Raw genomic sequence first — 19,189 nt, 5'->3', positions numbered from 1 at the left:
GAATTTCACAATTTTACCTTTGGTTCAGGATCGATCTGTCGCCTATTTAAGCTCAATTAAGTTACTTTTTTCTATTATTGTGTAAAATCTACTTGATAACGATGTTCTTGATTCTAAACATTTGTCCCTAAAGTAAATCTGTAACAAGAGTAAGAGAGATCCCTTATGGCACTTCCTAAAGTATGTGTAATTGGAGCTGGTTCTTCTGGAATCACCGTCATCAAATCCTTAAAAGAACACGGCATTCCGTTTGATTGTTACGAAAAGGGAAGTGATGTTGGTGGCAACTGGCGTTACAAAAATGACAATGGCCTGAGTAATATTTATAAATCCTTACACATCAACACCCATCGGGACAGAATGGAATATCGTGATTTCCCAATGCCAACAAACTATCCCGATTATCCCAATCACGAGCCCATCCAACAATACTTTTTATCCTATGTAGACCACTTTGGGCTTCGCAAACACATCCAATTCAAAAATGGAGTGAAAAAAGTCGAACGTACAGAAGATGGTCTTTGGAGGATTACTCCAGAAAAAGGACCCACACAAATCTATGATGTGTTAGTTGTTGCGAATGGCCATCACTGGAGTGAACGTTGGCCCGACCCGGCTTTCCCGGGAAAATTTTCTGGACAAACCATCCATTCACATTCCTATGTAGACCCAAAAACACCTGTTAACTGCGAAGAAAAAAACGTAGTGGTTCTTGGCATGGGAAATAGTGCCATGGATATCTCGGTAGAATTATCGAGACCTGGTGTTGCTAAAAAAGTATTTTTGTCAGCAAGGAGAGGTGCTTATGTCATCCCCAATTATCTTTTTGGAAAACCATTAGACAAATTAACCGAATACACTCCGCATTGGGTTCCATTTTTCATCCAACAAACACTCGCTCACCTTCTGATTCGTTTTGGAGTGGGGAAAATGGAAGACTTTGGTTTACCTAAACCAGATCATAAATTTGGATCTGCTCACCCAACCATTTCCCAAGACTTACTGGTGAGACTTGGCCGAGGTGATATCAAACCAAAACCTGTGATCACCGAACTCCGTGGTAAAAAAATTGCCTTTGCCGATGGTACCGAGGAAGAAGCAGATGTTCTCATTTACTGCACAGGGTATAATATCAAATTTCCTTTTTTTGAAGAAGATTTTCTCTCTGCGCCAAACAATTATATCCCACTTTATTATAAGATGATGAAACCTGGAATTAACAATTTATTCTTTGTGGGCCTCATGCAACCGTTAGGTGCCATTATGCCACTAGCAGAATGCCAAGGGAAATGGATTTCTCAGTACCTAACTGGAAACTATGTTTTGCCATCCAAAGAAGAAATGGAAAGAAGCATTCTCAAAGATGAGAAGGCGATGAAAAAAAGGTATGTGAATAGTTCAAGGCATACCATCCAAGTGGATTATGATAGTTTTTTGTATGATATGAAAAAAGAAATGGAACAAGGTAAAAAAAGAGCAGCAAAGGAAGGAAACCATTTGCCAATCGAAGCACGTGCCATGTACCATTCAGAGAAGAGCCATGTTCTTTCTTCTCGCAAACAAAAACAATTGGTATCCAAGTAAAACAATCCATTTGTCACGTTCGTACAAACACACAATCTGTTTCCTAACACTTATTTTACTAGAAACAGGTTGTGCCTCCAAAGGGTATTCCTACCAAGGAAATCCACTTTTTGGTTGGATGGAAGCATCTGGGGAAGTGCGAACCACTGACCCTTTCCCCATCCTCAAACGGTATCCAACTTTCCATGCTATTGATTTTGAATTCCCTGTAGGAGGAAAGTATGCGGATGGGTATTACCTAGCGCAAAAGTTTGGAGCCGAAAATGCAAAGTTTGGTGGGAGAAAACACCTAGGTGAAGATTGGAATGCACTCACTGGTGGTGACTCTGATTATGCAGCCCCGGTTTATGCCTTTGGTAATGGAGTCGTTTCCGAAATTGCTGATTATGGTGGTGGTTGGGGAAAGGTGATTCGGATTGTCCACCAGCAGAACTTGCCAAATGGAAAATTCTATTATTTAGAAACAGTATATGCTCATCTCCACACAATCGATGTAGAACCAGGCCAACTTGTGAAAAAAACCGAATGGATTGGAACCATTGGCGATGCAGGGGGAAGTTATCCCGCCCACCTTCACTTTGAGTTACGATCCAAAATTGGTGCCCCGTTAGGTGGGGGTTATGGCCTGAATACGGACGGATTTTTACCACCAACGCGGTGGCTCATGCAATACGGTCCCAAAGAAAAGTCATTTAGCGAAGAGACATTCCAATGGATGGGAGAAAAAAACGGAACCCTTTGAAGGAATTAAAAACTCCTGATAAACTCCAACACTTCGTCTTCTTTTTCAGCATTTGTGTCATAAAAATTACAATGGATTTCGTATAAGTTTTCCTGATCTACTTTCTCAGACTTTAACGTTTTCACAAGAAAGTCAATTGAACCTGTCATCGAAATCATTTTTAAAGAAATTCTTAATATCGAAGGCACTTCAATGTCATAAGGATGGAAAAATTTGATTCCCCGTGCACTGATGTGTTTTTTCGAATCATAATCCTTTAATGATTCCAATTGAACTTCAAATGTAGAGGGAATTTCGGTATAATGATTTGGTTTCATGGTCTTCGTGTATACTGCAACAAACATTGGATACAGAATACTCGTATTCAATTACTATTTTGTTACGGATGTATAAATCTTTATGCAAAAACGACATTAAACCCAGCAAGTAAGACAAGTAAGATCACACCCCAAGCCAAAATCCGGGGATCCCAGAAGGCATTGGTTTTGTCTCTGTCTGCATACACTAACCCATGTAAGTCTCTATTTGGATCCTCATTTTCGATGAAACTGACAACAACCATCACTAGAAAACAAAACACTCCCGAATAAATAGCACCATAAAAATTGGATACCATATCCGATTTGTAAGATAACATTTTGTTAACATACAAAAAGTAATGCAAAAGCCCACTTGCCGTCCCCACTATCATCCCATAAAAGGCACTCCACTTTGATGCTTTTTTCCAAAACATTCCCAGTAAAAAAATCGAAATCAGTGGAGCATTAAAAAAGGAAAACAACAACTGAATGTAGTTCATGATGTTTTCAAATTGCATCGCAATGTATGAAGTAAATATGGCAAACACGACAGCAACCATCGTACTTTGTTTTCCTATTTTTAAATAGGTTTTGTCATCTTCGCCTTTGTTGATATAGGTTTGGTAAATATCGTAGGTAAAAATTGTATTCATTGCTGTGACAGAACTAGACATCCCCGCCATAAAGGCAGCGAGTAGTGCCGTTGTGCCAAGTCCTAACATTCCTGATGGATAAAAGTTCTTTAATAAAATCAGAAAACTTTTATTGTACTCTCCATTCATTTCTGAGGAATATTCAGCAAGTGCAATAAGACCTGGAATGACAGTGAGAAATGGTAAAAACAATTTAAACATCGCACCGATGAGTGGTGTTCTTCTTGCGGCTCTGTAATCTTTGGCAGCCATAGCCCTTTGCACCTCTGCAAACCCACAAGTCCAATAGGAAAAAGACAAAACAAATCCAAGTCCCACTGTGACACTAAGAACATCCCAACCAAGTTCATTTTGTCCACCAGGTAATCCTACCCACATATGTTTGTGAGACTCTGGTATTTTTTGCATGAGTCCATCCCAACCACCTAACCTTGTTAAACCGACAATGACCAATGGAAAGAGCCCGAGCACAGTAAGAAAAAACTGCATCACTTCTGTATAAATGGAAGAACTAAGTCCTCCGAAGTAAGTATAAATGAGAACAATGAGGGCACTAAATAAAATGGATAAGTGCGGGTTCCAACCAAATAAGGTTTCGAACACTAGGGATAAGGAATAGAGGTAAATTCCAGAACCTAACGCAAGTGATAACAAAGTGATGAGTGAATTTACGAGATGGGCAGGTCTGTTAAAACGGTAACGTAAGTATTCGGGAACACTTCGTATCTTTGTCGAATAATAAAACGGCATCATAAAGATCCCAAGAAAAATCATCCCTGGAATGGCACCTAAGTAATAAAAATGGAAGGTCAAAAACCCGTATTCTGCACCACTCGCACTCATTCCTAACAATTCTAAGGCGGAAATATTAGCCGAAATGAAGGCAATCCCAGTGATCCAACTGGGGATTTTCCGCCCAGCCAGTAAAAAATCCGTAGAATGGTTCATGGATCGTTTCAAAAGCATCCCAATCACCACCATAAAACCTACAAATACAAGGATAATCGCGTAATCAATGGGCTTTAAGGCAACAAACATAGGTTTGAAAGGGAATCCGAGAAAAAGACTTTGTAAAGTGGAAATCCCAAACTGGTGCCTTCCTCCCATATTTTCCTTAAAAATTTTCCAAAGTCGCCGACAAACCTAGTAACACTTTCTTTGAAAAAGACTTTTCGAATTATGTCACATTGATAGATTCGGAAACACCAGGAGGATCTATGTTCTACCTTCTCTTAGCCCTTCTCCATGAAGATTATGCTTCTGGGAGAATTGATTTTGCTACCTATTTTGAAAATACGGTCCTCCTTGCCCTCGACCACGAACGTATCAAATCCAATTTAGAACAAAGCAAAGCCGCCTAAATCGAATTCTCATATCCATATCCTGGGGGTGTACAACCAGTCCTTCCAGGAATTTTCTCCTTGTTCTGAGAAGTCCTCTCTGTACGGTAACAGAAAAATCATTTCTCAGGAAGATCCAATGACTTCGGCAAAACTCCTTACCGGTACCCTCCAAAATTCGCAAAAATTTTTCCTTCAATTCGGAGGACAGGGTTCCCCTTACCTCAAAGAACTCGTAAAATTGTATGCAGAACCAGAATTAAAAGAATTTTTCGAAACTAGTTTCAAAACTCTTGGTGAAATTGCGGCTCGAGATGGAAAAAACCCTCTCTTAAACGAAGGACTTGATTTTAAGTCTTGGATTGAAAATCCAGATGGAGCACCAAACGAAGATTATTTGGCTCGTGCACCTATTTCTGTTCCTGGGATTTTTATGACCCAAATTGCAAACTATGTTTTGGTTTCCAAACGTGGTTACCCTACAGCAGACCTCATGAAAGCAACGGGTGCAGCGAGTGGTCATAGCCAAGGTGTGATTGCTTCTGCACTCATCGGTCTTGGAAAAGAAGGTGCAGATTTCTTAAAAGCTTACTCTGACTTCTTAAAATTTGTTTTTTATCTTGGATTCAATGGACAAAAAGTATATCCTAACTTCCAAGTTTCCGAAGACATCGTCAAAGAAAACGAGGCAAACGGTGACAAAAACCCAGCACCAATGGTCGCGGTGATTGGTTACACAAAAGACGAACTCGAAGACCGAGTGAAAAAAACAAACGAATCTCTTGGACTCAAAGGACAAGACACAGTGTTTATCTCTCTTTACAACACTCCTGACTCCATGATCCTTTCTGCACTTCCATCTTCTCTTCTCGCCTTCCGTAAACAATGGAAAGCAGAAATGGACGAAAAGAAATTTAAGTTTGTCTACTTAAAAACTACTGCGCCTTTCCACTGCCCATTTATGGAATCTTCACTTGATAAGTTCAATGCAGAAGATGCTTCTGTGGTTCCATTCCCATACACTGGTGCTGATTTAAAGGTTCCTGTTTACAGCATCTATGATGGTCACAACTTACAAAAAGATGGAAACCTTCGTGACATCCTTTTCAAAATGGTACTCATTGAACCACTTTACTGGGATTTGGCGATCGCTCCTATTTTTAACGACAGTGCGATTACTACCATTATTGACTTCGGACCAAGTGTTGTGAGCCAAAGACTTACTGGTGGACATCTCAAAGCAAAAAACATCGAAAAACAATCTTTATGTGCTTCTAACGCAAAAGAACTAAAGGTGATTCTCGAAGTTTAATGAACCCTTCAACAGCTCGGGCCGCTTCTAAATTAAATCTAATCCGCCTTCTGGCTTCACATCCAGAAGGATTGTCATTAGAAGAAATCCAAGGAGTGACAGGACACAAATCCATATCCTCTCTCAAAAAAGATTTGGGAGAGTTGTATATGATTGAGATGTATCCTTACTCGCCAACTGATGCTGTGGATTTAGACTTTGATGGGGATAAGGTAAAAATCAGACTCCCCATTGCAGTTGATTCTGCCCTTCCCCTTTCCCCTAAAGAATGGGCAAACCTTCGCTCGTTACTTGTTTCTGATACAGGACAAAAAAATCCCTCAACCAAACAATCCATCTTACAAAAAATAGATTCTGTTTTGCCATCGGGAGAATGGTCACCTCATCAAAAAACAAAAGAGACCATCCAAGATGCCATTCGTTCCCAAAAAACTCTAACAATTGTTTATTGGAAACGCAACACTAAAGAAAAAGAAACTAGAACTCTTGCTCCATGGTTATTACTGGAAGAAAATGAATCTTACTTACTCGCGTATGATTTAAAAAAGGAAGGATTTCGTTCCTTCCGATTGGATTATATTTTAGATGTAACTCTTACCGATTTAGAATTTCCTAAAATACCAGAAACTGCTGGTGAGTTTTTAGTAGGTTTCCAACAAAAGTTCCAAAATGAAACAAGTTCCGAAACAAATGTAACTCTATGGGTGACAGACTCAGCTTCCTACCACTTAGGTCTCAAACTCCCTTTAAAAGAAACAGGGAAGACAAAACAAATTGGAAACACAATGTATCGACAGTTCCAAACTCCGATGCGAGATGAAAATTGGCTCATCCAAACCATCCTTGGGTATGGACCATCCGTTTTAGTCGCGGAACCAAAAGAAATCCAAGACTCCATCAAACTCCATTTACAATCCATTTCCCTTTTGAAACAAAACGAGTCCGTCTCACAATAGAGGTTATCTTTTGTTAACCACCACCCATGCAAAAATTAACATTGGTTTGGTGATTCCTTACAAAAGGGAAGATGGGCTACACGAAATCCGAAGTGTCTTTGTGCCGATTGACTTGGGTGATCCTATGGAAATCCAGATCCAATCCGTACCAAAAGGGGATGAATCTACATTTGAATTCCATTCCGTGAACCATTTACAAGGTTACCGGCATGCCTTGTTTGAAGCCGTTTCGGAACGAGGAGACCTTTCTCGGAATATCCTGACCAAATCCTTTGCAAAACTAAAACCCCATTTCAAAACACCTGTCCAAATCACCATCTACTTAGAAAAATTTCTTCCTCCGGAGGGGGGAATTGGTGGTGGGAGTAGCAACGCAGGTGTGTTTTTGCGCGAACTTTTCCCTTTTACAAATTTAAACCCGGAGGAACAGATCGGTTTTGCCAAATCCATTGGGGCCGATGTGCCTTTTTTCCTCCAAAGTTCTCCTTGTTTTGTGAGTGGGATCGGAGAGGTCTTGGAACCAATCTCAGTTGCCAAGGGTTATGGCATTTTGGCCATCCCTCCTTTTGGATTATCTACAGGTTCTATGTACGCAGGCCTTCAAAAAAGTTTACAAAAACCCTATGGTTCCGAAGTATGGAAATCTCTGGCAGAGGATTTAATTCGAAGTCTTCACGTCGGGGATTGGGCTTACCTGCAAAACAGGCTAGAGAACGAGTTTGAAAAAATCGCTTTCCAGACCCAACCCTTACTAAAGGAATTGAAATTAGGGTTCTTTGAGTCGGGAGCAGATTTTGCTTCTCTTTCAGGTTCTGGTTCTTGTCTATACGGCATTTACAAGGCAGAAGGGAAACGAAACGAGGCCCTTCCCAATGTTTCCAATCGATTCCCCGAAATGGAATTTCGAACGTTCTCTTTTTAGAAACTGGCCTGTAGCCAAGCGGTAAGGCAGCGGTTTTTGGTATCGCCATTCCCTAGGTTCGAATCCTAGCAGGCCAGCCAGTTTTAAAAGATCCGATAGAACGAACGATGAACCTACATAATACTGTAACTGCTGTTATTTTGGCGGCGGGGAAAGGAACTCGAATGAAGAGTGAGCTTCCCAAGGTTGCGGTTGTACTGAACGAATCTCCACTTTTACTCCACGTTCTTCGTAATATCGAATCCGCCGGCATCAACCGAAAGGTTGTGGTTGTCGGTTACCGCAAAGACATTGTCACAGACATTGCAAAATCTTTCCCAGGTGTTGAGTTTGCTGAACAAACAGAACAGCTCGGAACGGGACATGCAGTGATTTCTGCGGAGAAACAATTAGCACCATATACTGGTTATACGATTGTTGCTTGTGGTGATGCACCACTGATTTCTGCTTCCTCATTTTCTAATCTCATTGAACACCATAAAACAAATGGTTATGTGGCAACAGTTCTTTCTGCAAAAATGGAAAACCCTACTGGTTACGGTCGTATCATTCGTTCTTCTGATGATGGTAGTTTACTTCGCATCGTAGAAGAAAAAGATGCGAGTTCCGAAGAAAAAGCCGTAAACGAAGTGAATACCGGCACTTATTGTTTTAATACTGAAGATCTTTTTGGAGCACTCAAACAAATTGGAAACAATAATGCACAAAAAGAATATTACCTCACTGATGTGATTAAGATTTTCCGAAACGAAGGGAAAAAGGTTGGAGCACAAACTTTAACCAATGCTTTAGAAAGTCATGGAATCAATTCTCCAGATGATTTGGCACTTGCGAAACAATATATAGATAATGGGTTGGTTGGAGTATGAATCCTAGCGAAGTCGTAGTATTTTCTGGTAATGCAAATAGACCTTTAGCAGAAGAAATCTGCAAAAACTTAGGCATTCCAAATGGTCAAATCTCGGTGAAACGATTTTCTGACGGAGAAAGTTCTGTTAAAATCGAAGAAAACGTACGTGGCCGTGATGTATTTGTGGTTCAATCCATCAGTTATCCAGCAAACGACAGTTTGATGGAACTTTTACTCATCATCGATGCAGCAAGAAGAGCTTCTGCTCGTCGTATCACTGCTGTCATTCCGTATTATGGTTATGGACGCCAAGACAGAAAGGTAGAACCGCGGGTTCCCATTTCTGCTCGTATGGTTGCTGATCTAATCGAAACAGTTGGACCAGATCGTGTTCTCACAATGGACCTTCATGCGGACCAAATCCAAGGATTCTTTCGTATCCCTGTCGACCATTTGTATTTTTCACCAGTACTCGCAGAATACATCAACTCACTAAAGATGGATGATCTTGTGATTGTATCACCAGATTCAGGTGGAGCAGAACGTGCTCGTAATTTTGGTAAAAAAGTAAACGGATCTCTTGCCATCATCGACAAACGTAGACCAAAAGCAAACGAGTCAGTTGTGATGCATGTGATCGGTGACATCAAAGACAAAAACTGTTTGTTACTCGATGACATGATTGATACTGGTGGCACCATTGCCAAAGCGGCAATAGCACTCTATGAAAATGGAGCAAAATCTGTTTTGTGTTGTGCATCCCACGGAGTATTGTCTGGTGAAGCACCATCAAAGCTCAATGAGGCCAATTTTAAACAAATTGTTCTCTCCAATTCCATCGCCATTCCCGAGAGCAAAAAAATAAATCACTTGAAAACGCTCTCTATCGCCCCACTCTTTGCAAAAGCCATCGAGCGGATTCATAACGAAGAATCAATCTCTAGTCTGTTTTCATAACTTTAAGGAACATAATCATGGAAAAAATCACTATCAAAGCACAACCAAGAACTTCAACAGGAAAAGGTCCTGCCAGAAGAATGCGTGTGGAAGGTTTAGTACCGGCTAACATCATCGGAAACGGTGAGGCAAAATCGGCAAGTGTTGTCGAAAAAGAAATCCAAAGACTTATCGACTCCGGAATTCGTAAGGCAACTCTCATTGACCTTGAACTCGACGGAAAATCGGAAAGAGTTTTCGTAAAAGAAATCCAAAGATTTCCTCACACAGGACAAATTCGTCATATTGACTTTTACAAAGTGACTCCAGGTAAAAAAATCCAAACAACTGTAGCGATCAAAACTTCAGGTGTTGCAAAAGGATCAAAAGCTGGTGGTCAGTTCGAACACTTAGTTCACGAAATCAAAGTGAAGTCTACTCCAGAAGATCTTACTGACGTAATCACTGTTGATGTAAGTGGTCTTGATGTGGGAATGATGATTAAAGTTTCTGAACTTCCACACCCAAAATCATGGGAAATCTTAGTGAATGGTGATCCGATTGTTGCATCATGTAACAAAACGAAAGCGATCCTAGCAGCAGAACGTGCTGAAAAAGCAGAAGCTGATGCAAAAGGCAAACCAGCAGCTAAAAAAGCGGCTAAGAAGTAAGAACTACTTTTAAGAACCAATGAAGTTAATTGTAGGGCTGGGAAATCCTGGCGATAAGTATAACAACAATCGATCTAACATTGGTTTTAAGATTCTCGATGTCATTGCGAACAACATTGGCATCGAAATCAAAACTAAAAAGAAAAAATCACTCATTGGACGAGGCGACTTTGAAGGGGATGAAGTGGTTTTACTCAAACCACAAACCTTCAGCGAACTCTCTGGTGAGTCTGTCCTCTACATTGCCTCCTTTCTCAAAATCCAAGTCAAAGACATCGTTGTGATCCACGAAGATGTGGGACTGGAACTAGGCCAAATCGTAGTCACAAAAGGTGGCGAAAATGACACAAATCCTGGGGTAAACTCGATTTCTGTCTCATTACGTTCTCCTAACTTCATTCGCATTCGGATCGGCGTTCTTAATTCTAGCTACAATCCGAAAAAAAGAGAAGATTTTTTACGTGAAGATTTTGAGCCTTTAGAGAACCTGAGTTTGATACAGATCATCAATGACGCCGAAGCGGCGATTCGTTCGATTTCCATGGGGGATATCGACGAAGTGATTCAGAAATATCACCTTTGATTGTAGTCTAATCTTCGGAAGTCTTACATGAATAAAAACATCAAAACCGTATTCCTATTTTTACTCGTATTCCTTGTCATTTTGGCAACGGTTTACAAAGGCCAAGACTTTGCCGGTAAACCCGACGAAATCAGTTATTCCGATTTTTTGAATATGGTAGAACCCATTGAAGGAAAAAAACCCATTGGGAAAATCACTTCTAAAGATGGGAAAGACATTTCATCCAAACAACAAATCATCATTGATAAAGAACTCATTGAAGGTTGGTACATTCCTGAAAACAGTAAGGACAACAAACCAAAACCTTTCAAAACCAATGTAGCACAAGTGAACGATGATTTGGTGACAAAACTTCGTAAGTCACGCCTTAGTTTTACTGCAAAGTCCACTGAAGAAAATAAATTTTGGAGTGTTGTATCAGGTATCATTCCTTGGTTATTCGCTCTTGGGATCATTTGGTTTATCATGATGCGCCAACTCCAAGCATCTGGTAACAAAGCATTTACTTTTGGTAAATCTCGTGCCAAAATGAATGTGGATCCAAAAGTAAAAGTAACCTTTAATGATGTTGCTGGTTGTGAAGAAGCAAAAGTTGAACTTCTCGAAATCATTGAATTTTTAAAAGATCCAAAAAAATTCCAAGCCATTGGTGCAAGGATTCCTAAAGGAGTTCTCCTCGTTGGTCCTCCAGGTACTGGTAAAACCTTACTTGCAAAAGCTGTTGCTGGTGAAGCTGGTGTTCCTTTTTTCTCCATCTCTGGTTCTGACTTTGTGGAAATGTTTGTGGGTGTCGGTGCATCACGTGTGCGAGATCTTTTTGACCAAGGAAAGAAAAATGCACCTTGTATCATCTTCATTGATGAGATTGATGCAGTTGGTCGCCTTCGTGGTGCAGGACTCGGTGGTGGACACGACGAAAGAGAACAGACCCTCAATCAGATGTTAGTTGAGATGGATGGATTCGAAATGAATGAAGGTGTCATCGTGATGGCGGCCACAAACCGTGCTGATGTCCTTGACCCAGCCCTCCTTCGTCCAGGTCGTTTCGACAGACAAGTGATTGTAGACCTCCCAGACCTAAAAGGCCGTGAAGAGATCTTAGCCGTTCATGCAAAAAAAGTGCCTCTTGTTTCTGATATTTCTTTAAACTCCATTGCTCGCGGAACTCCTGGATTTACAGGGGCAGATCTTGCGAACCTCATCAACGAAGCAGCACTTCTTGCTGCACGTCGTAACAAAAAACGTGTGACCCAAGAAGAACTGGAAGAAGCTCGTGATAAGGTGATGATGGGACCGGAACGTAAGTCGATGTTCATCTCGGACAAAGAGAAAGAAATGACAGCTTACCATGAAGCGGGTCACGCTCTTCTTGGCACCTTACTGCCGTATACCGAACCAGTTCATAAAGTCACCATCATCCCACGCGGAAGAGCACTTGGACTCACTCAATCCCTTCCAGTGGAAGACAGACATTCCTATCGTAAAAACTATTGTTTGGATCGAATTGTGATGTCAATGGGTGGATACATCGCAGAAGAACTCATCTTTGGTGATCCTTCCAATGGATCTTCCAATGACATCCAACAAGCAACCAACATTGCACGACGTATGGTGTGTGAATGGGGTATGTCTGAAAAACTCGGTACCATCCACTATGGATCGGGTGAGTCTTCTCCGTTTATGGGAAGGGACTATGGGCATACTAGCAAACCATACTCAGAAGAATTTGCTGCCATGATTGACCAAGAAGTGAAACGTATCATCCAAACTTGTCTCGATAAAGGTCGTGATTTGGTGAAGAAAAACCAAAAGAAATTGGATGCAATTGCAAAGGCACTTCTTGCAAAAGAAACCATTGATGCACAGGAATTAACAGATATCGTACAACCTTCTTTTGATAAATTTTCTGATTCAAAACCAGGTGTTGGATCCAAAAAAGGAAAAGGATCTTCTGCTACAAAACCAGCTTATTCGGCTTAATGAAGTATTGGCTCTTTAAAACAGAACCAGATGTTTTTTCCATCGACGACCTAATACGAGAAAAACTTTCGTATTGGGAGGGAGTCAGAAATTACCAAGCACGTAATTACCTTCGCGATGAAGTGAAGTTAGGTGACTTGGTTTTATTTTACCACAGTCGCTTAGAACCCCCAGGTGTTGTAGGCATTGCAGAAGTGGCAAAAGAAGCAAGTCCAGACCCCTACCAATTTGATCCAAACCACAAATACTTTGATCCTAAACTGAAAGGTACGGAACCTCGGTGGTTTGGTGTTCACCTCAAACCTCATACAAAATTCAAAGAAATGATCTCGCTCGATCTTTTGAAAAAAACAAAAGGTTTAGAAAAGATGGTAGTGACCCAAAAAGGATCGAGATTATCGATCCAACCGGTCACCAAAAAAGAATTTGAGATTGTTACAAAACTAGCAGGCGTTACTGTAAAGTAACCAATTACGGTTTTCCTGTGAAAACCTGTACTGCTTTGACTTTGTCTACATCAAAGAATTTTTTATCCTTATAAAAATAAGCCCCTGCTCCCATATAATTAAACTCTGGATTGAGGATGTTCTTTCTATGCCCTGGAGAATTGAACCATACTTCCACCACAGCTTTTGCTAAACTTAAATAGGTATGGTTTGGAATAGGTGTTCCTGCCTTTGTGTAGCTGAAGAATTGACCACCATTTTGTGCGGGTGTGAAAACCGGTCGCCCACTTTGGTATTGGATTCCAAAAGCATTGATAATATTTTCAGCGGAATAAGTTTCTGAAACACCTACCAAATCCAATCGATCCTTTAGTGTTTCTTTTCCATTTACCGTGCTTGTATGGGAATAAAAATCATAAGTCACCATGTCTTGTGCATGTCCAAAGGCAGCTTGTTCACATCGTTCTGAATATTTAAATGGTCGCAAGCCCAATTGTTTTCTTTCTTTAGATGTTACATAAAAGATAGCAGCGTTTAACAAAGGATAGTCTACTTTTGCAAAATCAATTGTCGAATTTGCAGGGCCATAGGATGGAAATGTATCCTCATTAAAAGAATCATACTGTTCTACTTTCCATTTGTCGGAATCGGGAAGTTCCCTTCCATCTTCGATACTTTCTAAAAATGCTAAGTTAGGATCTTGTTTTTCAACAACTTGTTCTACCTTTTTAGGTTCTTCCACCACGACAACAGGAGCCTTTTTGACTTCTGGAGTTTTGCACAAAGTGAATACAATGAGAGCTAAAAAACTTATTCCAATAAGGGAAGTTTTTCTTCCTTTTTGTAGTGGTGTTTGGTTATTGTTTGTGTGTAATTTCATGGCAACTCCTATAAGTAACGGTTATAATCTTGTACGACATTATGAATTAGATTTTTTTCTTTATTGTATTGGATGGTTTTTGCTTCTTTGATTCCAGTTTCCCAGATAAACATAAATGGAATTCCAAACAATGTAGAGTGTTTTTGCCTATATTTTTCTCGGCCAATCAGTTTATCGTTTAAATAAAAATCTGCATGTAACACACGTTCTTTCGAGTAAATAGACGGTAATAATCCTGCAGTTCCTATCATAAAGATTGTTGATATCGACGAAACCCAGAAATGTTCGTATTCATTCACTTCACTGGTGTAAATGTCAATGTGATGGTTTGCTCTGACACCATCAGACAATACCCTTCCAAAATAACCAGTTTCTTCGAGGTACTTTGTATATAGTGCTGTGATTTCCCGTTTGTTTTTATTGTTTTCGGGAGTAGAAACTTTGATGGATAAAAGTGGGATTTGTTGATTAAAATCGGGCCTTGTGACAATGGGCACGTCTTCACTCATATAATTGTAACAAGATGAGAGAAAAAAAAGGGAACATAAGACTAGTAGTGCGAATTTTCGAAATCGAATCATAATTCGTGAGAAGGCTAACGGATGAGAAACCAAGGAAAAGTCTTTTTTTTAAAACCTAGAAAAATCCACAATGTGCAATTGGTGCAAAAGGATTCCTCCCACTACGGTAAAAAAGACCCATGCCACGATGGAAATGGACCCACCTATTTTTACCATTTCTAAACTCCGAATGCCACCATAACTGAAAGCCAATGCATTAGGAGGAGTTGAAACAGGCAATGGCATTGCGAGAGAGGCACCTATGGTTGCGCCTATGGCAGCCGGTAAAATGAGATCCGTAGGAAGTCCCATGGTAATGGGTAAGATCAAATTCGCAACACTTGTGTTACTAAGAAAACAAGAGAGAAATAAAGACAAAATTGAAAAAAATAAAAACAATCCTAACTGACTTGATTCACCTAACATTAACAAGGTTACGAAATGTTTGGCAAGTCCTGTTTCTTCAAATGCTTTTCCTAGGGCAATTCCACCTCCCATAAGGATTAAAACATCCCAGGATAAATTTCGAAATTCCTTTAGATCCAAAAGAGAAAATCCAAAAAAAACAATCACTGGAAATAATGCGACAGTTCCATTCGAAATTCCATGCCAATCAGAACTTATCCATCCGAGAATTGTGATGAGAATGATCATAATCGAGATCAGTTTTCTCTGGGAAGAAACAGAAGTGTTCTCTTCTCGCACTTGGATCAATCGAATTGATTGGATGGATTTTTCTTTTTTTAAGTACACAATGTACAAAATTCCAGCAAGAGCCAAAACGGAAAGGATGAAGACTGGAAATGCAAACGCCATCCAATCTAAAAATCCAATGTGAAACCCTTTTTCTTGTAAATAGGCAATGCCAATCACATTGGGAAGGGTTCCAACTGGTGTTCCAATCCCACCTAAATTTGCGGAAAAAGGAACCATAAACAAAATTGATTTTCGTAAAGGGCTAGTCTCATCCAAGGATTTCATCATGGAAGAGACTAGTCCTAACATCATGGCGGCAGTTGCAGTATTATTCATCCAGCAGGACAAAAAAGCAGTGGCAAAACCTAATGATAAAACTAATAAAAATGCTGAACCTTTCGTATTTTTGATCACAAATTTAGCAATGCTCACATCAAGACCATAAAAACTGATCGCACTGGAGATCACAAACCCACCTAAGAAGAGTAAGATGGTCTCCGAAAAATAACAAGATAAAAAAGTAATCGTTTTTGGAGCACCTGGACCCCAACCCGGAATCAACCAGACCAACTCTAAAAAAAGAACCAAAAATCCTGTGACATATAGTGGAATGAGTTCTGTGACCCAAAGGAAGGAAACAACCAATGCAATTGCTAAATTAATTTCTTGGGCGGGGGTGAGTCCGAGCCACGATTGGTATAAGCCAAAGATGGCTGGAAAAATGGAAAGAGTCGAAAATAGAAGGCCTGCTCGAATCATTGTGACTTGACGATTTACACTCACCTGATACTTTTTCGATAGACTCAATTCGTTTCAAGCAAACAAATACAATGAGACTTTCCCGAAATTTTTAAATGTTAATTTTTTATGCAAATAACCTATAACGACTTAAAACAAGCAGTTTTGGGTAGTGGCCCAATGGGTATCATTATCGCTTCCATACTGGCTGAAAAGTATGATTCAATTACTTTATGGATTCCTGACAAAGAATTTGTGGAACTCCTCAAGAAACGCCGCCAAACAGAAATTATGGGAAAGACAATTGAACTTCCCGATCACATTGACATCGTGTCAAGTTTAGATGCATTTGGGCGAGATGATTGGGCATTTCATATAGCTGTTCCTTCCCGATCATTTTTGGACAGTGTCCACAGTCTCATTGAAGTATTGGAACCATTTAATAATTATGTATTTTCCTTTTTGACCAAAGGAATTTTAGATTCTAAAAATCGTAAAAAAACAGGATTCATCACATACTCTCAATATTTACAAAACTACTTAAGTGAAAGGAATTTTAATAACGCTTCAGTGGCCGTTGTTAACGGACCTTCTCTTTTGGGCGAAATCTTAGAAGAAAAATTCAGTTTTTTTAATATTGGATCATCTGATAAATTCACAGCTGAGTATTTAGCTGAAGTTTATACATCCCATTTCATTAACACTTCAGTTACTGACGATGTGATTGGTATGGAAATTGTGGGAGTGGCAAAAAATCCAATGGCGATTGCCAGTGGGATTGTATCCTTACTGCCTCGTTATGGATCCAACTTACTTGGCGAAATTCTCTCAGTGGGTTTCCAAGAAGTAAGAGACCTTGCTATGCGTTATGGTGCAAGACCTGACACTGTAATGGGTAGGTCTGGACTCGCAGATTTTATTACAACTGCAACAAGTAACAAAAGTCGAAACCGAGGGTTTGGTCAAAAGATTGTCGGCGAACTTTTATCAGGTGGAGAAAAATTAAGTATCAAAGATCGAATTGAAATCTTTTTTGCTCCTCGTTCCTTCATTGAAAGAGAATCCACCAAATGGCATGATAACGTAGAAGGAACCTATGCACTCAGCATTCTCATCGAACTTGCCAATGAAATTCGCCTTCCCTTTACCCTTCATCGAACTTTATTCGATGTATTAACCCGTAAACAACCACCTGGTTCACTTATCGATTTAATCTGCGGCAAAAAAACAGAAGCAAAGAACATTCCACTTGTTGTTCAAAAAAAAGTTGGGCTCAATCTTACCTCTGGAATTGATTTTCATAATCTATTAGTAGATCGAATCCTAAAACAAATCAGCAATGTTCCAGGTACCATTAGCAGAGTGAAAAAACAATCTTCTGCTGTGATTGAATCCACTCAAAAACGACTTACAAAAGCGAAACGTAAAAAACAAAAACTAGAAGAAGTTAAGTTTGAATCAGAAATCGAAATTTGGCAACGATTCCAAAATTGCCAAAAAGATGAAGAACTCACTTCCATCAAAGAGTTGGTTCGTTTTTATGTAAATGAAATCGCCGATAATTATAGCCCGACAGTACGTGAGTCTGTTTTACGATTTGTTGCACCGATTCGATTGTTTTCTGGTGGTTTTCTCAAAGGTTCCATGATCCCACATATCGGTGGTAAAACGGAAGTTGTAAAAGCTCTCTCTTCCAAGTACAATTTGTTATATGCACCGACTCACAGATCACATTTAGATTCGGTTGAAGTTGCCTATTCACTATTTCATTTAGGATTACCTGTTCCTCGTTATGCGGCAGGCATCAATTTAATGTCCAATCCATTCTGGGAATGGATGTTAAAATCGTTGGGAGCTTATGCAGTGGATCGCGAACGAACTAGGAATAGTTTGTATCTTGAATGTTTGACACTATATTCACAAGTGATGCTTGAACAAGGAATTCCATCTTTAGTGTATCCTGAAGGAACTAGATCAAGAACAGGTGCAATTGTACCAGTAAAAACTGGTCTCCTAACTACAGCAGTAAATGCATTCCGAAGTTCCGGAACAGAGATTGTGATTGTACCGATCTCTGTCTCATATGAAACAGTTCCTGAAGATAACCAGTTTTGCAATATACCAGAAGAACTTGGGATGGCAGGATTTTTAGCAAAACGATCCAATGTTTACGTTGAATTTTGTGATCCGATTCCGATTTCGGAATATGCTCATACAGAAGATCCGACCATTGAATTGAGTTATCGCATCACAAAAGGTTGGAAACAATACCATAAGATTTTACCAAATCAAATCGTTGCAAAGATCATAGTGGAGAATGATTATTCAGTAGAAGTTTCTCAGAGTACAATGTTAATTGAAGACTTTATTTCAAGACATGAAGGTAATTATTTGATCCGAGATCCTGAAGAAATTTGGGAGAAAGGTAAAAAGATTTTAGAAAAACGTAAAATGATAGAAGAGGCAAACCGAATGGTTCATTCTAAAAATGACGCTCTTCTACTGTATTACGCTAGTATGATTCCTGAAGATGAAGACAAAAAATACTAATTATCTTTAGTTTGACTAAACATTTTGAATCGGAAGTTTTCCTCGTTTCCGAATGTAGATAGTTTTATCTAGTGTAGCAACTACACTATTCGATTCATCCAATATATTTGTGGTAAAATGAAATTCTCCTTTTCGTTTAACCTCAATTTCAGATTTGATCCTTTGGATTTCCTCATCTGGAATCAAAAATCTGGCTTTTACCTTTCCCTTACCTGGTTTGATAAAGGTCATTGATCCAATTTTATCCCAAACAATATAATCAGAACCTAGTGTTTCTAATAAAATTAACATAAAAAAAGGATCGCACATTGAGTACAAAGAACCACCAAAATGTACACCAACGTAATTTTGATTGTAAAAACTTAACTTCATTTCCACTTCGAATGAAGTTAAATCCTTTGCTATTTTTTTAATCCGTATTCCTGCACCAAGGTAAGGTGGGTAAAAATTATATAACCAAATTTTAAATCTTTTTTTCCAAGAGATAGGTC

General features: G+C 39.5%; 19 protein-coding genes and 1 tRNA gene. 14 read left to right on the top strand and 6 right to left on the bottom strand.

Annotated elements, in window-relative coordinates; translation table 11 throughout:
- Positions 1–165: 165 nt before the first annotated feature.
- Both ND812_RS04095 and ND812_RS04090 read left to right on the top strand, forming a co-directional pair.
- Positions 166–1,584 carry a flavin-containing monooxygenase gene (locus ND812_RS04095; RefSeq protein WP_265374386.1) on the top strand — a complete coding sequence of 473 codons (1,419 nt, stop codon included), beginning with the start codon at positions 166–168 and terminating at the stop codon, positions 1,582–1,584.
- Complete coding sequence (locus ND812_RS04090; protein WP_265374385.1) at positions 1,541–2,326, top strand: M23 family metallopeptidase; 786 nt, start codon at positions 1,541–1,543, stop codon at positions 2,324–2,326. Before ND812_RS04095 ends, ND812_RS04090 begins: the two co-directional genes overlap by 44 nt.
- Before the next feature lie 5 nt (positions 2,327–2,331).
- Here the strand turns inward: ND812_RS04090 and ND812_RS04085 are convergent, their stop codons facing one another.
- Entirely contained in the window at positions 2,332–2,643 is a 312-nt protein-coding gene (locus tag ND812_RS04085) for a hypothetical protein (protein WP_265374384.1), read from the bottom strand.
- Between the two features lie 80 nt (positions 2,644–2,723).
- Positions 2,724–4,385, bottom strand: a complete 1,662-nt coding sequence (locus ND812_RS04080) for a sodium:solute symporter family protein (RefSeq protein WP_265374383.1) — start codon at positions 4,383–4,385, stop codon at positions 2,724–2,726.
- Between the two features lie 110 nt (positions 4,386–4,495).
- Between ND812_RS04080 and ND812_RS04075 the strand changes: the two genes are divergently transcribed.
- The 11 genes from ND812_RS04075 (at position 4,496) to ND812_RS04025 (ending at position 13,295) form a co-directional block, all read left to right on the top strand.
- Positions 4,496–4,639 carry a hypothetical protein gene (locus tag ND812_RS04075; RefSeq protein ID WP_015677411.1) on the top strand — a complete coding sequence of 48 codons (144 nt, stop codon included), beginning with the start codon at positions 4,496–4,498 and terminating at the stop codon, positions 4,637–4,639.
- A 118-nt stretch (positions 4,640–4,757) separates the two neighbouring features.
- Positions 4,758–5,930: an ACP S-malonyltransferase gene (locus ND812_RS04070; protein ID WP_135662278.1), complete on the top strand. Its 1,173-nt coding sequence runs from the start codon at positions 4,758–4,760 to the stop codon at positions 5,928–5,930.
- Entirely contained in the window at positions 5,930–6,886 is a 957-nt protein-coding gene (locus ND812_RS04065) for a helix-turn-helix transcriptional regulator (RefSeq protein ID WP_265374382.1), read from the top strand. The genes ND812_RS04070 and ND812_RS04065 overlap by 1 nt, the downstream gene beginning before the upstream one ends.
- 10 nt (positions 6,887–6,896) lie before the next feature.
- Positions 6,897–7,808 (top strand): 4-(cytidine 5'-diphospho)-2-C-methyl-D-erythritol kinase, encoded by a 912-nt coding sequence (locus tag ND812_RS04060; protein WP_265374381.1) that lies wholly within the window; start codon positions 6,897–6,899, stop codon positions 7,806–7,808.
- A gap of 4 nt (positions 7,809–7,812) precedes the next feature.
- Positions 7,813–7,888, top strand: a tRNA-Gln gene (locus ND812_RS04055).
- A gap of 27 nt (positions 7,889–7,915) precedes the next feature.
- Positions 7,916–8,677, top strand: a complete 762-nt coding sequence (locus tag ND812_RS04050; RefSeq protein WP_135639544.1) for a sugar phosphate nucleotidyltransferase — start codon at positions 7,916–7,918, stop codon at positions 8,675–8,677.
- Positions 8,674–9,615 (top strand): ribose-phosphate diphosphokinase, encoded by a 942-nt coding sequence (locus ND812_RS04045; protein ID WP_135639545.1) that lies wholly within the window; start codon positions 8,674–8,676, stop codon positions 9,613–9,615. Before ND812_RS04050 ends, ND812_RS04045 begins: the two co-directional genes overlap by 4 nt.
- Before the next feature lie 17 nt (positions 9,616–9,632).
- Entirely contained in the window at positions 9,633–10,265 is a 633-nt protein-coding gene (locus ND812_RS04040) for a 50S ribosomal protein L25/general stress protein Ctc (RefSeq protein ID WP_100719236.1), read from the top strand.
- Positions 10,266–10,284: 19 nt separating this feature from the next.
- Positions 10,285–10,848, top strand: coding sequence for an aminoacyl-tRNA hydrolase (gene pth / locus ND812_RS04035; RefSeq protein ID WP_100719237.1), 564 nt, complete (start codon positions 10,285–10,287; stop codon positions 10,846–10,848).
- Positions 10,849–10,875: 27 nt separating this feature from the next.
- Complete coding sequence (ftsH, locus tag ND812_RS04030) at positions 10,876–12,828, top strand: ATP-dependent zinc metalloprotease FtsH (RefSeq protein ID WP_135639546.1); 1,953 nt, start codon at positions 10,876–10,878, stop codon at positions 12,826–12,828.
- Positions 12,828–13,295 (top strand): EVE domain-containing protein, encoded by a 468-nt coding sequence (locus ND812_RS04025; RefSeq protein ID WP_265374380.1) that lies wholly within the window; start codon positions 12,828–12,830, stop codon positions 13,293–13,295. The genes ftsH and ND812_RS04025 overlap by 1 nt, the downstream gene beginning before the upstream one ends.
- Before the next feature lie 4 nt (positions 13,296–13,299).
- On the opposite strand, the gene ND812_RS04020 is transcribed toward ND812_RS04025, so the two are convergent.
- The 3 genes from ND812_RS04020 to ND812_RS04010 form a co-directional block, all read right to left on the bottom strand.
- A complete protein-coding gene (locus tag ND812_RS04020; protein WP_265374379.1) occupies positions 13,300–14,154 on the bottom strand; it encodes a CAP domain-containing protein in 855 nt (284 codons plus the stop codon).
- Positions 14,155–14,162: 8 nt separating this feature from the next.
- Positions 14,163–14,663 (bottom strand): hypothetical protein, encoded by a 501-nt coding sequence (locus ND812_RS04015; protein ID WP_265374378.1) that lies wholly within the window; start codon positions 14,661–14,663, stop codon positions 14,163–14,165.
- A gap of 120 nt (positions 14,664–14,783) precedes the next feature.
- Positions 14,784–16,169 carry an SLC13 family permease gene (locus ND812_RS04010; RefSeq protein ID WP_322113673.1) on the bottom strand — a complete coding sequence of 462 codons (1,386 nt, stop codon included), beginning with the start codon at positions 16,167–16,169 and terminating at the stop codon, positions 14,784–14,786.
- A gap of 108 nt (positions 16,170–16,277) precedes the next feature.
- On the opposite strand from ND812_RS04010, the gene ND812_RS04005 reads away from it, so the two are divergent.
- Complete coding sequence (locus tag ND812_RS04005) at positions 16,278–18,698, top strand: 1-acyl-sn-glycerol-3-phosphate acyltransferase (RefSeq protein WP_265374376.1); 2,421 nt, start codon at positions 16,278–16,280, stop codon at positions 18,696–18,698.
- A 15-nt stretch (positions 18,699–18,713) separates the two neighbouring features.
- On the opposite strand, the gene ND812_RS04000 is transcribed toward ND812_RS04005, so the two are convergent.
- Positions 18,714–19,184: a DUF4442 domain-containing protein gene (locus ND812_RS04000; RefSeq protein ID WP_265375900.1), complete on the bottom strand. Its 471-nt coding sequence runs from the start codon at positions 19,182–19,184 to the stop codon at positions 18,714–18,716.
- Positions 19,185–19,189: the final 5 nt, after the last annotated feature.

The organism is Leptospira limi (assembly GCF_026151395.1).
Taxonomy (GTDB): Bacteria; Spirochaetota; Leptospiria; order Leptospirales; family Leptospiraceae; genus Leptospira_A; species Leptospira_A limi.
The sequence above is the reverse complement of the archived record's forward strand: the minus strand, read 5'-3'. Positions and strand labels throughout refer to the sequence as shown.

What these genes read in the sequence shown, in the direction of transcription:
- ND812_RS04040 (WP_100719236.1), top strand. Translation starts at nt 9,633, where the DNA reads ATGGAAAAAATCACTATCAAAGCACAACCAAGAACTTCAACAGGAAAA.
- ND812_RS04090 (WP_265374385.1), top strand. Translation starts at nt 1,541, where the DNA reads ATGTTCTTTCTTCTCGCAAACAAAAACAATTGGTATCCAAGTAAAACA.
- ND812_RS04015 (WP_265374378.1), bottom strand. Translation starts at nt 14,663, where the DNA reads ATGAGTGAAGACGTGCCCATTGTCACAAGGCCCGATTTTAATCAACAA.
- ND812_RS04095 (WP_265374386.1), top strand. Translation starts at nt 166, where the DNA reads ATGGCACTTCCTAAAGTATGTGTAATTGGAGCTGGTTCTTCTGGAATC.
- ND812_RS04045 (WP_135639545.1), top strand. Translation starts at nt 8,674, where the DNA reads ATGAATCCTAGCGAAGTCGTAGTATTTTCTGGTAATGCAAATAGACCT.
- ND812_RS04080 (WP_265374383.1), bottom strand. Translation starts at nt 4,385, where the DNA reads ATGGGAGGAAGGCACCAGTTTGGGATTTCCACTTTACAAAGTCTTTTT.
- ND812_RS04050 (WP_135639544.1), top strand. Translation starts at nt 7,916, where the DNA reads ATGAACCTACATAATACTGTAACTGCTGTTATTTTGGCGGCGGGGAAA.
- ND812_RS04085 (WP_265374384.1), bottom strand. Translation starts at nt 2,643, where the DNA reads ATGAAACCAAATCATTATACCGAAATTCCCTCTACATTTGAAGTTCAA.
- ND812_RS04010 (WP_322113673.1), bottom strand. Translation starts at nt 16,169, where the DNA reads ATGATTCGAGCAGGCCTTCTATTTTCGACTCTTTCCATTTTTCCAGCC.
- ND812_RS04065 (WP_265374382.1), top strand. Translation starts at nt 5,930, where the DNA reads ATGAACCCTTCAACAGCTCGGGCCGCTTCTAAATTAAATCTAATCCGC.
- ftsH (WP_135639546.1), top strand. Translation starts at nt 10,876, where the DNA reads ATGAATAAAAACATCAAAACCGTATTCCTATTTTTACTCGTATTCCTT.
- pth (WP_100719237.1), top strand. Translation starts at nt 10,285, where the DNA reads ATGAAGTTAATTGTAGGGCTGGGAAATCCTGGCGATAAGTATAACAAC.
- ND812_RS04020 (WP_265374379.1), bottom strand. Translation starts at nt 14,154, where the DNA reads ATGAAATTACACACAAACAATAACCAAACACCACTACAAAAAGGAAGA.
- ND812_RS04025 (WP_265374380.1), top strand. Translation starts at nt 12,828, where the DNA reads ATGAAGTATTGGCTCTTTAAAACAGAACCAGATGTTTTTTCCATCGAC.
- ND812_RS04005 (WP_265374376.1), top strand. Translation starts at nt 16,278, where the DNA reads ATGCAAATAACCTATAACGACTTAAAACAAGCAGTTTTGGGTAGTGGC.
- ND812_RS04070 (WP_135662278.1), top strand. Translation starts at nt 4,758, where the DNA reads ATGACTTCGGCAAAACTCCTTACCGGTACCCTCCAAAATTCGCAAAAA.
- ND812_RS04075 (WP_015677411.1), top strand. Translation starts at nt 4,496, where the DNA reads ATGTTCTACCTTCTCTTAGCCCTTCTCCATGAAGATTATGCTTCTGGG.